The sequence below is a fragment of the Virgibacillus halotolerans genome, assembly GCF_016908515.1.
In the GTDB taxonomy this organism is placed as follows: domain Bacteria; phylum Bacillota; class Bacilli; order Bacillales; family Amphibacillaceae; genus Virgibacillus_M; species Virgibacillus_M halotolerans.
The window spans coordinates 120876-136424 of record NZ_JAFBEA010000007.1; the positions used below are offsets into that span (position 1 = coordinate 120876).

Genomic DNA, 15549 nt, shown 5'->3' on the forward strand with positions numbered 1-15549 from the left:
ATACAAGGTAAGACTTCTGCGTTCGAAGCTAAGCGCACGCTTTTAAAGGTGCGTGTATTAGCGACGTCACGAAGATCAAATAAATCAAACTAATTTTGCAAACAAATAGAGGAGTGGAAACGTGAACGAAAGTAAGGGAGATATCCCCCCCAGGTCAACCGAACAGCATGACCAAGTAACAAATAATCTTGATGAAGATTCCATCGAATACTATGCAACAGAAAAAGTCCCTGCAGGACAAAGAAATATGGGCTTTTGGGACATGGTGTTCTTATGGATCGGAGCGAATTCCAATAATGCATCCTGGTACCTAGGCGGATCCGTTGCCGGTGCAGCCTTTGGCGGTGCGATAATCGTTGCATTGGTCGCCAATCCAATCGCCTACGCAGTGCTTGCAATCGTAGGGTACATGGGATATAAATTCGGCGTTTCGACAATGGCATTAACCAGGCCTGCCTTCGGGATAAGAGGCAGTTTCCTGCCCACTATTTTAAACACTATTGTATTCATCGGTTGGGCAGTCGTAAACACCTTTATTGCAGTCATATCAATCAGCTTTATCTTTGAAGATTTATTTGGATGGCCAGCGTTTGGAGAACCTGGTAGTTCAGGACCTATGATTTTAGGTATTGTTCTCATGAGTATCTTAAATTTAGTTGCCGTCTCGCTAGGTCGGAAATCGATTAAGATCGTTGAGCGGATTGGTATTGTTATTATTCTTTTTCTAGGAATATGGATGACAGTGATTGTATTTCAAACAAATCCACTTACGGAAATCATGCAATGGACGCCTCCTGCTGAAAGTAAAATGCCAATTGGAACAGCCATCGATTTAATGGCAGCCTTCAGCCTTGCATGGGTGTTAGGCGTTGCAGAGTTTACACGCTATACCCGAACACCTAAAGCTGCAACCGTTGCTCCTTTACTCGGGGCCACTACGGCATTGATCTGGTTTGTCTTTGTCGGTGTTGTTGCTACGATCGGAGTCGCATTAACGACAGGAGAGTTTAACCCGGAAAATTCAGATCCCAGTTCTCTCGTAAGTAGCTTGGGTCTTGGTTGGGTCGCATTACTCATGATTATCGTTGCTTGTGTAACAACCAATGTGGTTAATTTAATGGCTGCAGGTGTCTCCATAACAAATATCACTAAAAAAATTAAACCATTGCATTCTATTTGGCTCGTTACGATTCTTTCAGGATTTCTCATGCTAGTACCACTCTATATGTCCAGCTTCCTCGATACCTTTATGGGCTTCCTGGATTATATCGGCATGGCCTTAAGCGCCTTGTTAGGTATCTTGATTGCCGATTATTTCTTTGTCAATAAAAAGAAATATGATATAGAAAGCTTGGAAAAGGTAGATGGAAAGTACTGGTATTATAAAGGCGTCAATTTAAAAGCTATTATTGTCTGGGTCATTGGGGTTATCTTTTACTTGTTGGCCAATAAACTTTCACTATTCACAAACACAACCGGTGCAGTGTATCCGACCATCTTCTTGACGGGTATCCTTTATAGCATCATTTCCATTTACGGAAGAAAAAAATAAACGAGAAAATGCCTGGAGTCAGCACTCCAGGCATTTTTTCATTCCACTTTTTATCCTTTAAGTTTCTCTTTATAAGCATTCGCATACTGATCTGTAGCAAATATAGCATCTGCCACTTCCTCAGCTGTTATGTTAAAGCCTTGATGAATCGTTTCTTCATCGATTGTTGCTGCTTTAGCTACTTTCATAATATCTTCCCGCGAGGCATCTTTTAACTTAATATCCTCCAACGTAACCGGAAGATCCAAACTAATATAAAACGCGATATACCGTTCCATTTCTTGTAAGGAATGTTTTTCTAAAGAAAGCTGAACAAGCGTACCAAAGGCAACCTTTTCCCCATGGGTTAAATGATGGATGTCTCCTTTAAGCGCTGTAAAACCATTATGGATGGCGTGGGCTGCGGCTAGTCCACCACTTTCAAATCCTAATCCGCTCAGCAATGTATTTGCTTCCACAACAGCCTCTAATGCTGGTGTAACGACCTTTGCCTTAACCGATTCATACGCAAGATGACCATATTCAAATAAAACTTCCTCACATTTTTCTGCAATTGCTTGTGCTGCAATCGTTGTTGTTCCACCTGCCATCGTATTTCCTTGGGCCTTAATTACACTACGGGCTTCAACCCATGTGGCAAGGGCATCCGCTATCCCTGATGCCATAAAACGAGGTGGCGCACCTGCTACAATTTTTGTATCAACAAGCACTAAATCTGGATTCTTTTTATAGAAACGATATTTTTCAAAGGTACCTTCATCGGAATAGACAACAGATAGGGCACTCGTCGGAGCATCTGTTGAGGCTGTTGTTGGTACAATAACGGTATACGCATCCAGTTCATCAGACACGGCCTTCGCGGTATCAAGCGTCTTACCCCCACCAACGCCAACTACAATCGTTGCATTTGCCTTTTTACCAGCTTCTGCTATTCGTTTCATTTCATTCTCTGAAGCTTCTCCATTAAAAACAACCTCTTCTGAGGAGATATTACCTTTTTTTAGTTCATTTACTACGTTATGTCCGGCTATATCCCAGACAATTTTATCTGCAATGACGACTGCCTGCTCACCTATTCCTTTTAAATGGCTGCCGATCTTTTCAATCGCATCCTTACCTTGTACATATTTACTTGGACTAATGAAAATTCTCTCAGTCATATCAAGACTTCCTTTCTCTTACATTCTATATCATGTTCACCTTATAACTATTCCCCATAATCACTGAAATCAATCTGATCCTCTTTCTTAAATATGATGTTATGGCAAGAGACAAGGTAATATAATCTTAATCCGAACAATAAGATATGCCGTTTTTCGTTAAAACGAGCCACTGTATCGTTGATTGGAACGGAAGGCGGCGTCTCCTGCGGGAATAGCATGAGCCTTGAGACCCCGGAGTGCGAAGCACACGGAGGCTCAAGCCATGCCCGCGGAAAGCGTCCGCCTTCAGTGGAAATCAACAGTTTTGGCACATATTCCAATAGTTGGGATTTACTGCTGTAAAACAAAAAACAGGCGAGCAGCACTGGGTACTGTTCGCCTATTTTTTAGTTCCATACGTCTTGCGCAATTTCCACAACATGACGGATTTTACGCCATTGTGCCTCATCCGTGATATTGTTTCCTTCCTCTGTCGATGCGAAACCACACTGTGGACTGAGACAAAGCTGGTCTAAAGGTAAATAGGTGGCTGCCTCATCAATTCGCTTCTTGATCTGGTCTTTATCTTCCAGCTCGCCGGATTTGGTTGTAATCAAACCGAGAACAACATGCAGATCATCACGGTTTACATGTCGGAGCGACTCAAATCCGCCTGAACGTTCATCATCAAATTCAAGGAAAAGTCCATCTACATTCAACGCACTAAATATTGTTTCTGACACGGCATCATAGGAGCCTGTACTGAAAAAGTGCGAACGATAATTCCCTCTACAAATATGCATCGTAATTAACAAATCATCTGGTCGATCTGCAATCGAGTCATTGATTGCACGGGAAAATAACTGGCGAAGTACTTCTGGTTCATATCCTTTTTCCCGAATCGACTGCTCGCCTTCTTCTGATAAAAAAGTAGCCCAAGAGGTATCATCCAGCTGTAAGTATCTGCACCCCAAATTATAGAAGGCTTGAATCGTCTGCTTATAGGCATTCGTTAGATCCGGTAGCAATGCTTCGATATTTTCATACACTGATTCATCGATTTCACCGCGCAACAGTAGCATATTCGGACTTGGAATCGTCATTTTGGCAACATGATCATCCCCAACATGTTGGTGTAAAAATGCATAATCTGCCAGCATGGAATGGTTATCATTGAAAGCAACTTTGTCTGTAACTTTTATCGCACGTGATTTTGTTTCAATCCCTTTAAACTGAATCCCACTTCCCGAATCATATCCTTCCACACCAGTTAACCCTTCCAAAAAGTCAAAATGCCACCAGGCACGGCGAAACTCTCCATCTGTAATGGACTTCAGTCCCGCATCCTTTTGTTTGGCTACCAATTTAACAATTTCCTCATCTTCAATTGTACGTAATTGTGCGGCTGTAATTTCACCATTTTTATTTTTAATCCGGGCTTGTTTAATCCTTTCCGGTCTTAGAAAACTACCAACATGATCTCCTTTAAATGGTGCTTTTTGAATTGTCTTTGTCTCTGTCATTCATATCTTCTCCCTCGAATTTAATTAAACTAAAAGATCCCTTCCAATAAGAAGAGACCCGGTTACAAACGATGTCATCTTCTCATCTTTCAAGTTTTATCATCAACTTGCTAGAATTAGCACCTTGTTTTATACAGGTTGCTGAGGTGTCACAGGACTAGTTCCTCGACCTCTCTTGATAAGAACACTTTATTTAATTGTTTGAAAATTGATTGCTATAAGCATAACATTGATAGGATAAAATTCAAAATAAAACCCTAATTCCATTTTTTTATTTTTTGTACTACCTTTTTATTAAATATAGCAATAAATGTGTCCTTACCGTCAGAAGCCTTCTGCTTGTGCCATTCATTATAGCTGGCCACAATAATCAAGATCGAACCGGCAAGGAGGAGATACATCCACCACGGCAGATTACCCCAATAGGGTCTCGTCTGCAGAAATACATTTAACAATAACACACCTGCACCTACGAAGAAAAATGACTTTATTTGATAAGCCATGCCAGCAAGCAACGATGCAAGTGATAGTCCACCTATAATCAGTGCATCATAGATCGTATTACTTTCCAGCCCATCCTTTACAAGCAGCAGGGAAACAACAAGCAGGACAATCCACTGCACCCGATTCGCAATCAATTTATATTGCGGATCGGTAATTTTTTTAAGGAAAATAGTTGGAATAATCCATGGCAACACATACAAATCCATTTCAATCAGATTCGGGATTTGCAAATGACCGAGCAATGCATAATACGGCTGAAGCGTATAAGCACAGGCTGCAAATAACACCCATTTATTTGCAACATATGGAATTCGCTTACGTTGTAAGGCTAAATACAATACGATTAAAATGCCAGGTAATAGTTTTGTCCATAACGCTTCTTCCATTAGGAAATACAAATTACAAAACACAATCAAGCCAATCACAGCATACCAATCGATGACATCAAGGCTACCCTTTTCCTCCCTTTCCAGATAAATAGATGCATAGAGATAATAACCGATCACAGTAAGCAAGATGCCGAATAACGCGATATAAACCAATGCCCATGGATCCGTCTGACTTACCGTTTTTAGCGCATAATAAACCAAAACGAGCGGAACAACAGATAATACATCCCATTTTTGCTTATACATGATAAATAGTAATCCAACAGCATAAAGCAGGATGACAATAAATAATCCCCATTCATAAGGTTTTGCTAGCACAAAGGCGGTTAAACCAACCATCGAAAAGGGGACAAGGTAATAGGCAATTCTTAAATGCCAGTCGGCTTTACTCTTATACCAAAGCACAGCGATCACAGCACTCGCGATTAAAAATGAATAGTACTGTTGTTCCACCATTTCCAGAGCGATCATCGCTAAATAAACCGTCAGCCATAGGGAAGTAAAGGAGGCATAGAGAAACGTCTTAAGCAATCCCTCTTGCTTCACGTACCGCAAACTGAATCCATAAAGAATCGTTGCAATGCCAAATGCCCAGATCGCGTCAGATCCATAAAACACATAAGTATAGATGAGTGCAAAGGGTAAGTAAAGATGACCAACCCACCAGAAACTACTTTTTAATACCGCATCCTTTTGTCCGATCAGATATCCAACCGCCAATAACAGTACGCCACCAATTACAAATTGCAATTGGTGATATAAAGCAAGCGGCACATTCATATTGATATAAACCGCATATAGGACAGTCAGGTAGAATAACAAGGAAAGCGTACTGATAAGGTATGCCGTCCAAATCTGTTTTGTTTTTTGATACAGTAAATAGGTCATCCCCACGCCACCAAGTACAACGGCAGTACGTAATACAGCATCGACCCCTTCTGTAAATACAAGGAGAATACCTAAGCCATAAAAAACTTGGGCTGTAAAAAAGGAGCCTTCATAAAAAGTCTCTCGTTTCAATTGTTTCCATAAAAAACTGGCTGCTAAGACAACGACACCGGCCAAAACAAAATTCTCTGCTTCGATCGGTTCAACATATGCGAGTGACCAGTCATTTTCCAGGGTAGCTGCATAAAAAGCGGTCACAGCTGATCCCAAACTCACCGCATGCACCCATGCAGCTACAGGTTGGACCGCAAAGGCCTTTCTTGTTTCCAAGCGATGGCTAAATAGCGCAAGTACACTGACAAGTAGCAGCATGGTACCTGTCTGCCACCAATCAAAAAGCACGAACGCAAAGAAAATGCACCCAAACATAACAGCGGTAGCGACGTCTCGTGTACTTTCCTTTACTTGTTGGAAAAATGCCAGTTTCATCAGACCACCAAAAACAATATAGAACAAAAGGGCAGCAATAAACAAAGCTAAATGCAATGACCCATAGTCAAGTAACTTCTGCCCAAGCAGAATCAGCTCATATAAGGCAACGATAAAGAAAACGGGGCTCAAATAGTTAAAAACCCGCTGTTTAACAACGCCTGAAAGGTATGTAAAATTCAGGGAAATAATCACATAAGCAAGCAGCAAAACAAACGAAGGCTCGTTCATTCGTAACAGCAAACCTTCTAAACTAATATAGAAAAATGCCAAAACAGAAACGATGGCACTGGTATACCTAAACGCTCTTTTTAAGGATGCATTTTCGGGTATCATCATTGGAATCACGATAAAGGAAAAACCAAGTAATGCATATACAATAGCACCCACCTCATGCAGAACGGAGAACTCAATTAGCTGATAAGCACCATAAACGAGCATGACGCTAAACACAAAATGATATTCCTTTTGTCGGCTGACAAACATCATGGCAAAATACAATGCTGCTGTCAGGAGTAAATTCACACTATGCATCAATTCATGATTATAAAAAACAAGCATTAATAGCGTAGATAAAATTAAATTTGCCTGAATATATACCACAAATTCCCTCGTAAATTGCTGAAAAATTTGCTTTGTTCTCAAATACTTATAGGCAATGATCAACACGACATTAAACAACATAATGCCCAGGTAAAAGCCATCTACAGGCAAATACAATGCTGCAATCATAAAACTGGCAAATATACTGATTGTAATATAGGTAAACCAAACAAATAAACGTGAAGCAAGTCTGATTGCAAGTAATAGATAAACCGGTGCAACAACTAAACATCCAACCGCACCATACAAATAGCGCCCCTCTCCATAAAAGGAGAAATAGGAGCCGAACAATTCAAAGTAGCCTGCTGACAAAATAGCGATTGGCAAAAATAAACTACCTAAAACATGGAAGGCGAATCCCGTCTTCTCTATTTTCAATATGCGTCTAGTAACATAAGCCAATCCAAAGAACAGGAGCGAAACAAGTGCAATTAATCCTGTTTTTTCCCAATTCACAAGCGTATCCCATGTACTTGTCGCTAGGACCAGTCCGCCAATGAGTAATAGAATGACACCGATATTCAGTGACCACGTAATATTCCGCTCACGCACTGCCTGCGGGGATAACTTTTTCTTTTCTTTTACCGCTTCAGCTTTTTTCGCAGTGGCTGGCGAATGTTCAACAGGCTTCTTCATGGTCTCCTGCTGTTTTATCTGTTCTACTTTTTCCTTTTCTGCAAGTTGTTTATAAAACTGATTGTGCGCCTCCATAACCGATTGATAAACATCCGTTGAAATATATCCTTCCTTCTCCAGTCGTTTTAACTCTTCTTCCAATATACGCTGCCTTGTCTCCATCATTAGGCGGTCCATTCAATCCCTCCAATCAGAAGTGGGAATCTTTATACATCTCACGCACATTCTATCAGTATCGAAACAAATATTCACCCCGATTTCGATATATTACAAAAGTATTTTATGTTTAATTATAAATAGATGGCTTTTCCTTATGTACTTCGGGTTTCATGACAAAGAGCTTTTCCACCAATTAATCTAGTCTTCTTTCACAGATAGCCAGTAACGGGCAACCGTTGCAAACTGGTTTTGCTTTACAATGAACTTTTGCATGTTCTACGAGCAGTGCATGGTATTCATTATATATTGCTAGATTATCAGGCAATTCCTTTTCTACCAGACTTCTAAACGCATCATAGGATGATGGCATCTCAAACCCCATTCGGTAAAATATCCTTCTTGCGTAAGCATCAACAACAAATACCGGTTTATCAAAGGCATACAGCAACATCACATCCGCCGTTTCACGACCGATTCCATTAACTTCTAATAATTCACGCCGTAACTGCTGCTGATCTATCTCTTTCACTTTATTTACATCATAATCATATGTTTTGAACCATGTTAAATATGCTTTAATTCGCTTCGCCTTGATGTTAAAAAAGCCGCTAGATCGGATAAGCTGCGCCAATTGATCTGTCGGTAAATTTTCAATGCTCTCCGGCGTTAAATAAGGATTCACTTGTATCAACGCTTTATCAACATTGCGCCAGCTCGTATTTTGCACAAGTATTGCTCCTACCATCATTTGAAATGTCGATTCTGCGGGCCACCAGTGTTGTGGACCGTAACGGTCATATAATTTATCATATATCTCTTGGATATTCATAAGATAACCCCCATCCCTAAAACATGATCAGCGTAAATGTTTAAGCACAACCGGTTATATTCTCTCATAAAATTAGTAAGACCGGGCTTACACCACCCGGTCTATGTTCAATCTTTTTTACTAATGTATTCGTTTGGTTCCTCGCCGCTTTCGGCGTTGTGATTTTTGAATTGGCTTTTACGCCCATTCCGTTGCTCTCCACTGTTTTTATTTTCTTTAAATTGGTTATTGAATTCTTTTTCCTTATTCACCAAAAAAATCCCTCCTCCCCTTTACAGGTTAGAAGTTAGTTTCTGGAAATATTACTTTTTTATGCACCAGCTGCGATAAAGTGAAACTTCATTCAGTGGGAGTTTTCTTCCCACTGAATGTTAGTTGAACCAATCGGGCTTGTGCGGGCAGTTATCCCCCTCCTAAAATTTTCGGTTCCCTATATTTTGGAGGTGGGGATTTTACTGCCCGCCAAACTGCGATAAATAATACATCCTACAGTTCAAACTCCCATTCATTTTTGAGTTTAAGATACAAAACCAAAAGCATATTTTCTAATTCCTCATTAGTCCTGTTTTCGATTTCCAATCCTACTTTCGGAAAGAGTAAGGTAGCCATTTGATTTGTTAATTCTCTGCCTTCGATGTTCGGCAATTGCAACAATCGATCCGTATAAGTTTTGATCAACCTCCATTCCTTCGTTCCAAGGGATCTTAGTGCCCATTCCTCGAGTTCCAAGCTATCTTCAGAAAGACCGCGTGATGCAATTTCCTTTTCGATCGCTGTCTGTTTTATCTTTCCCTTAGCTCTGCTTTCATGTACAACAATCGTACCTGCGGCAAGATCTCCTAGCCTTTTATGCTTGGAGTGAAAGAAGACCAGAATCATTCCTACAACATAGAAGTTCGGTAACATATCCACGATCCGTAACAAATTGCGGATAAAACTGGATAGCAATGTAATACTGTGTCCATTTTCCTGAATAACCCTGATCCCTATCATTTTTTTACCAATTGTTTTTCCACCAAAGAAATATTCTGCAATAAAAAAATACCCATAATTAAGCATAAATATAGCAATAAGCGCAATCACCAAAGGAATCGTTGACCCTGTCGTCTCGAATGTATCCGTCAAGAAAAATAAAAAAAGAACAATTCCGACAGTCGCAATGGTTAGTAGCAGTTGATCAATAATAATCGCTGCTCCTCGGCTCCCTAGCCCTGCTAATTTATACTTTAGTGAAACGAACTCCGGTGTTTTTATATCGATTTGTTCCTCATTCATGATAATCACCCCATTTTATTATAGCGGTTTCTATTTTAAGCTATACAAAGTATAATGCATATATAAGTTGAACTTAGGATACAGCCAAGTCTATTGCTTTCCGTTCAAGCGCTCGCTTTGCGGGATCTCATCGAGGCCTGTTCTCCCGCTGGAGTCTCGCGTATTCCAGTTGCTGGGCTAGGTTTTCATTCTTATATTCTTAACGGGTTGCTTTCTATCGAATTATTTCAATCATAATATATATGATTTTATCATTCGCTAATTCAAAGCACTACCTCGTTGATTGGAACGGAAGGCGACGACTCCTGCGGGAATAGCATGAGCCTTGAGACCCCACAGCGAGCGAAGCGAACGAGGAGGCTCAAGCCATGCCCGCGGAAAGCGTCCGCCTGCAGTGGAAATCAACTGTCTTTAGCACATATATGAATCGTTCAGGCAGAATAGGAGTAAAGAACTTCTGGGATGTTCCACTAACAGAAAGAAGGTGCCTATTTGAATATCAGACAGTTTGTTAAACAACATCGTGACAGCTGGAAGCAGCTTGAAACTTACATTACAACACTACTTAAAAGCAGGAAGCACATAACAGGCCATGATATCGATCAATTTCATGCGCTTTACCAAAAAGCAGCACACCACCTATCCTACTCGCAGACCTATTTTCCCGACGAAGATGTTACGGACTATTTAAATGAATTAGTCGGGAAAGCGCATAATCTACTGTATAAAGATCAGGTTTCCAGTATGAAGCAAGTCCGCTATTTTTTCAGTACAAAATTTGTCGGGCTGTTGCTGGAGCAATGGAAGTTTATCCTGATTGCCATGCTGCTTTTTCTGTTTGGAGGGGTTGCCAGCTTTATTTCTGTGCTTAACGATCCACTCCATCTTTACGCGATACTTCCGACAGATGTAGGCCAATCTGTTGACCCGGATCAATTGGGCGCAAATAGTGGGTCGATAGATTCCGCACTGATGTCTACCGAAATTATGACAAACAATATTCAGGTAGCCATTCTAGCTTTCGCCAGTGGCATTACATTTGGGATATTAACCATTTATCTATTGGTTTACAATGGAATCATGATCGGTGCACTTGCTGGGTTCTTTTGGCATTACGGGAAGTCTTATGCGTTTTGGGCATACATTGTACCGCACGGAATCGTTGAACTAACTGCCATTTTCATTGCCGGAGGCGCAGGTCTCTTGATGGGATACAAACTATTTGTCCCTGGTCCTTACACACGAGGCTATCAATTAAAGCAGCAAGCGAAACGCTCCGTCCAGCTTTTTCTTGGTACCATTCCACTATTCATTATTGCTGGGATCATTGAAGGGTTCATTACACCAACAAACTTGAGCTTGGAAATAAAATATATCGTTGCCTTTTTAACCGTTATCGGTTTAATACTTTATATCATGATTGGCAGCATGTTACTCCGGAAGCACAACACTAAAGCAAGCCTTGATTCATAATATGGATATAATGGGAAACGGCTGCGGTTGCCAGTCGTTCTTCCGTTGCCTCCACCATTAACAGACCTTGTCTTTCCCAGTTCGCTTTTTCCCGCTTCTTTATTTGTATTTGCTGTTGGGCAATACTTTTCATCATTGCTGTTTGAACATTGTTTGGTTCCAACTTCGTTTTATCCAACAGGTCCCTGTTTTCAATACCGATCATAAGAAACAAATGCCGCCTGCGCAATCGCTTTAAATACAACAAACCACTTTCTTCATGAAGAAAGGTATGTACATCACTAAATAAGAGGACGAGACTCCGCTTCTTCTGAACTGTTTGCAAATAGTTTAGAACCGCTGGATAATTGGATTCACTTGCATCCACTTCAAGATGATAGATTGCTTGTAGGATCCTTTGCATATGGTCCATTCCCTTTTCGGGAGGGACAAATACCTTTACATCCCTCGAAAACGCAAGTACTGCCACATAATCACCGTTTTTAAGTGCCGCTGCCGTTACGGTTAATGCAGCCTCTAGCACCTTATCCAGCAGGTTTCCTTTTTTCAGTTCTGCCCCCATCATTCTCCCACAGTCAATTAATATCGTAATATACTTCCCGTGCTCTGGTTCATATTCATTGGTCATTATCTCTTGCAACTTCGCTGTCTGTCGCCAATTAATCTTACGTGGGTCATCCCCAACAACATAATTTCTGATCTGGGAAAATTCCCCTTCCGCGCTTTTCTGTTTGCGGATTTTCAACCCTTCATACATTAAAAACTGCTGTGCACTTTCCAAGTATTGCTTTGCATCAGTTAAATCTGGAATCACCTTTACTTCATCCACCATATCCACCGTTATTTGCTTTTCCCACAAACCTAATAAACTGGTATAACGAACATACAGCTTCTGCACCTCATATTTCCCTCTAATCGGGGCAGTAATTTCATAGAATGTGGTCAGCGTCGCTTGTCTATCTACCTTCCCAGTCAAAGGTAAAGCGGTCTGGAAGGATTGTGGTAGACCATCTAATAATTTGAATTTTACAGCATAGGTTGACAAATTATGAATATCAACTTTGACAGTATATACATTCCCACGTTCCAACTCCATGGGGATCGTTCGATGAAAGGTTAGTTGCTGCTTCTTCGGTGCATACAATAAATCCAAGAAAGTCAAAAGTAAAAAAAGACCATTTACGATAAACACCCACATCCATGATACCCCAGTAATTGTAACCAGTGTAACAGCGAACGAAAAAACTAGAAAAAGACCCAGTAACCTGCTTGAAGGTAATATCCCCCTATCTCGGAACAGTAACCGCGCCCACAAGTTCTTCAATGATTTGGTCAATGGTTACACCCTCCAATTCCATATGGGCAGATAATTGAATGCGATGTCTCAGCGCTGGCTTTGCAACAATCTTAATATCATCTGGTGTCACATAATCACGATCAGACAAATAAGCCCAGGCGCGTGCAGCCTTCCCAATAGAGATAGCAGCTCTTGTACTGGCACCAAACCGAATGGATTCTGACTCTCTTGTTTTTCTCACGATCTGCATGATGTAGTTGAGGATATCATCACTTAGTGTAACCTGCTCGATTTCGTCTCTAATCGACCGAAATGTTTCTATATCCATCAATGCATCCAATGTCTCCAGAACAGTACTGTTCGCAATCACCTGTTTCAATACATCCCTTTCCGCTTCAAAAGAAGGAAAATCGATATAAAGCTTAAATAAAAACCGATCCTGTTGCGCTTCCGGTAATGGATATGTCCCTTCAAACTCAATTGGGTTTTGTGTCGCTACAACAAAGAACACATCTGATAATGGATATGTTTCCCCTTGGATTGTTACTTGTTTTTCTTCCATTGCTTCCAAGAGTGCCGCCTGTGTCTTTGCTGGTGTCCGATTAATTTCATCCGCTAACAATATATTGGAAAAGATCGGTCCTTTAAAGGTTTGAAATGTGTTATCCTGCATATTGTAAATCGTACTTCCCGTAATATCACTTGGTAGTAAGTCAGGTGTAAACTGGATACGATTGTACTTTCCACCCAACAAGTTTGCCAACGTTTTTACCATTTGTGTTTTTCCTGTACCTGGAACGCCTTCAATCAATACATGACCATCCGCTAAAACAGCAGAAAGCAGGAGCTTCAAATTGAATGTTTGACCAAGAATTTTTTGTTCATATTTCTCCAATAAGGATGTTAATTCACTTCTCATCCTTCCTCCACCCCTTTCCTTAACACGTCTATTCGTTTCGACCATACTAGATATTCTTGTTTACTTACCCGTTCATTGCTTAAGACACGGTACAACCCATTCAGAAATGTTTCAATATCAGCTTGGGAGGTTGTTTTCCACTTTCGTTCCAGTTGCTCCGCAGTATCCACCCATGCTTTACGATAAGGAATACCCCATCGCTCCTGCAGTAACAACTTCACATAATCAGCCTGTAGATTCAAAGAATCATGGTACCTTTTTCCTTTCTGATACCAGGCTGAAAGTGCGCTGATTCGTTCATCGCTAAATCGAACGGTCTCTTCCCTCGCTACCCGGATCGGGCCAAAACGTTTACCTTGATGCACAAGTAAAATGATGATGAATAATATTCCCTGCAAGGCAAAAGTCAGCAACCATTTTGGATATAGTTCATTCATCGTTGACGCATTCCCTGTTACATGACTATACTCATCAATTAACACCGTATACCCGTCTTGCAGATCTTCAGGTAAAAGCATGGAGATGAGGGGCAGATGATCCTTAGATAAAAGCCTATCGTTGGTTATCCATTCTGGTGCATTCGCAACAATCAATTCTCCATTACCAATGGGCCGCTTCAATGCCATCGTTTCAACCTCATCGTATAACAGCTCTTCGTCACCATCATTAATTTGAATCCGAACCGGTGAATTCTTTTCTGCCTGAAATTCCCTTCCCGCTTGATTATATACCGCTTCTTCTTCATCAAGTTCCGCTGTAACGGGAGAAGTCTTTAAGCCAAATATACCGTCTGGATTCGTTGCCAATAACAAAATCGTATTCCCGGCCTCCATAAAGGTTTCATACGCCTCCATATCCTGCCTGTCAGGAATAAAATAGGGTTCTATTAAAATGAGAACTTGATCTTCATCCTGCTTGGTTAAAAGTGATGGCGAATCTGACCATCTATTAACAGGAATATTTTCACTGTCTAAATATGTATACATTGCTTTAACCCCAGTAGGAGAAGGCGATTCGGAAACATAATCAGGGTATTCCTCGGGTTCTTTTGAAACTGTAAAATAAGTCATTACCATAAATAACAGCAGCAGTACGACCAACCACAGCCATACTTTCCTGCTCGTTGTCGATGTTTGCAAGTTTGTTTCCTACCTCCTTTTATCGCAGTTTGGCGGGCATAAAACTCCCACTGAACGAAGTTTCACTTTATCCTTCTGAGGGTTCCCTTAGATCATCTTAGTTTAACCATGTCATTACCGCTTCCCGGTATTTGATATATTCACCCTTTTGCATCACCCGTTCCCCGTAAACCACTTCGTCAAATAGCAGTGCAAGATTATAAAATTGGTCTGCGCTTTGCTGATTAACTTTTTTTAGTTCAGCATAGTACTCCCAATTCGTTTTCCAGCTTCTTGCCTCTAACCAGCTTTTTTCATGAAAATAAAGCAAAAGTGCCAAAAACATATGCCGTGTTGCAAATTGATAGTTTTGTTGCTTTTCTTGTTCGTCTGCCGCGGATAAATGATTGTGACATGACCAGCTCATTTCGTTCCTGGACGTCAGTGGTAGACGATCGCGGAATTTCCGCTTTCGTCTATTACTACGGACGACAAGAAATACACCCAAGCCAACGAGTATAATGACAATGGCGATGATTCCAATCATGATTATCTCCACCATACCACTCGATGGTTCATAGGAAGAAAACAATTTCGATAACAGTTCCATGAACCAATTTTTTGCTTTATCCCAGCCTATTTCCAAGAAATTTCTATTATCTTCATAATAAACCTGGTATTCTCTTTTACTTAGAATACCTTCCAGCTTTTCTCTTGTTTCATCTATATTTTCCATGCCTTATCACCCATTCG

Annotated in this window: 12 protein-coding genes and 1 riboswitch; of the genes, 2 read left to right on the plus strand and 10 right to left on the minus strand. The window is 40.7% G+C overall.

Features of this window, described 5'->3' with window-relative positions; genetic code table 11:
- Positions 1–121: 121 nt before the first annotated feature.
- The gene (locus tag JOC34_RS15890; RefSeq protein WP_338062690.1) at positions 122–1552 is read left to right on the plus strand and encodes a cytosine permease; all 1431 of its coding nucleotides are present in this window, start codon (positions 122–124) and stop codon (positions 1550–1552) included.
- Between the two features lie 50 nt (positions 1553–1602).
- Here the strand turns inward: JOC34_RS15890 and JOC34_RS15895 are convergent, their stop codons facing one another.
- From JOC34_RS15895 to JOC34_RS15920, 6 genes are all read right to left on the minus strand, one after another.
- Positions 1603–2712 (minus strand): glycerol dehydrogenase, encoded by a 1110-nt coding sequence (locus JOC34_RS15895; protein ID WP_205137769.1) that lies wholly within the window; start codon positions 2710–2712, stop codon positions 1603–1605.
- 389 nt (positions 2713–3101) lie between these two features.
- Positions 3102–4217, minus strand: a complete 1116-nt coding sequence (locus tag JOC34_RS15900) for a 5-methyltetrahydropteroyltriglutamate--homocysteine S-methyltransferase (RefSeq protein WP_205137770.1) — start codon at positions 4215–4217, stop codon at positions 3102–3104.
- A 79-nt stretch (positions 4218–4296) separates the two neighbouring features.
- Positions 4297–4402, minus strand: a riboswitch (SAM riboswitch).
- A 72-nt stretch (positions 4403–4474) separates the two neighbouring features.
- A complete protein-coding gene (locus JOC34_RS15905; RefSeq protein WP_205137771.1) occupies positions 4475–7903 on the minus strand; it encodes a hypothetical protein in 3429 nt (1142 codons plus the stop codon).
- A 175-nt stretch (positions 7904–8078) separates the two neighbouring features.
- The gene (locus tag JOC34_RS15910; RefSeq protein ID WP_205137772.1) at positions 8079–8714 is read right to left on the minus strand and encodes an endonuclease III domain-containing protein; all 636 of its coding nucleotides are present in this window, start codon (positions 8712–8714) and stop codon (positions 8079–8081) included.
- 107 nt (positions 8715–8821) lie between these two features.
- Positions 8822–8965 (minus strand): hypothetical protein, encoded by a 144-nt coding sequence (locus tag JOC34_RS15915; protein ID WP_205137843.1) that lies wholly within the window; start codon positions 8963–8965, stop codon positions 8822–8824.
- 235 nt (positions 8966–9200) lie between these two features.
- On the minus strand, positions 9201–9989 hold the full coding sequence (locus tag JOC34_RS15920; protein WP_205137773.1) for an RDD family protein: 789 nt from the start codon (positions 9987–9989) through the stop codon (positions 9201–9203).
- A gap of 492 nt (positions 9990–10481) precedes the next feature.
- Between JOC34_RS15920 and JOC34_RS15925 the strand changes: the two genes are divergently transcribed.
- The gene (locus JOC34_RS15925) at positions 10482–11462 is read left to right on the plus strand and encodes a stage II sporulation protein M (RefSeq protein ID WP_205137774.1); all 981 of its coding nucleotides are present in this window, start codon (positions 10482–10484) and stop codon (positions 11460–11462) included.
- Here JOC34_RS15925 and JOC34_RS15930 read toward each other — a convergent pair.
- The 4 genes from JOC34_RS15930 to JOC34_RS15945 form a co-directional block, all read right to left on the minus strand.
- Positions 11440–12798, minus strand: coding sequence for a DUF58 domain-containing protein (locus JOC34_RS15930; RefSeq protein WP_239544491.1), 1359 nt, complete (start codon positions 12796–12798; stop codon positions 11440–11442). The genes JOC34_RS15925 and JOC34_RS15930 overlap by 23 nt on opposite strands.
- Positions 12749–13678, minus strand: a complete 930-nt coding sequence (locus tag JOC34_RS15935; protein WP_205137775.1) for an AAA family ATPase — start codon at positions 13676–13678, stop codon at positions 12749–12751. Before JOC34_RS15935 ends, JOC34_RS15930 begins: the two co-directional genes overlap by 50 nt.
- Entirely contained in the window at positions 13675–14817 is a 1143-nt protein-coding gene (locus tag JOC34_RS15940) for a DUF4350 domain-containing protein (protein WP_239544493.1), read from the minus strand. Before JOC34_RS15940 ends, JOC34_RS15935 begins: the two co-directional genes overlap by 4 nt.
- A gap of 97 nt (positions 14818–14914) precedes the next feature.
- Complete coding sequence (locus JOC34_RS15945; RefSeq protein ID WP_205137776.1) at positions 14915–15532, minus strand: DUF4129 domain-containing protein; 618 nt, start codon at positions 15530–15532, stop codon at positions 14915–14917.
- Positions 15533–15549 lie beyond the last annotated feature (17 nt).

Excerpts from the sequence above, each read along its gene's own strand:
- JOC34_RS15895 (WP_205137769.1), bottom strand. The coding sequence starts at position 2,712 with ATGACTGAGAGAATTTTCATTAGTCCAAGTAAATATGTACAAGGTAAG.
- JOC34_RS15900 (WP_205137770.1), bottom strand. The coding sequence starts at position 4,217 with ATGACAGAGACAAAGACAATTCAAAAAGCACCATTTAAAGGAGATCAT.
- JOC34_RS15905 (WP_205137771.1), bottom strand. The coding sequence starts at position 7,903 with ATGGACCGCCTAATGATGGAGACAAGGCAGCGTATATTGGAAGAAGAG.
- JOC34_RS15910 (WP_205137772.1), bottom strand. The coding sequence starts at position 8,714 with ATGAATATCCAAGAGATATATGATAAATTATATGACCGTTACGGTCCA.
- JOC34_RS15920 (WP_205137773.1), bottom strand. The coding sequence starts at position 9,989 with ATGAATGAGGAACAAATCGATATAAAAACACCGGAGTTCGTTTCACTA.
- JOC34_RS15935 (WP_205137775.1), bottom strand. The coding sequence starts at position 13,678 with ATGAGAAGTGAATTAACATCCTTATTGGAGAAATATGAACAAAAAATT.
- JOC34_RS15945 (WP_205137776.1), bottom strand. The coding sequence starts at position 15,532 with ATGGAAAATATAGATGAAACAAGAGAAAAGCTGGAAGGTATTCTAAGT.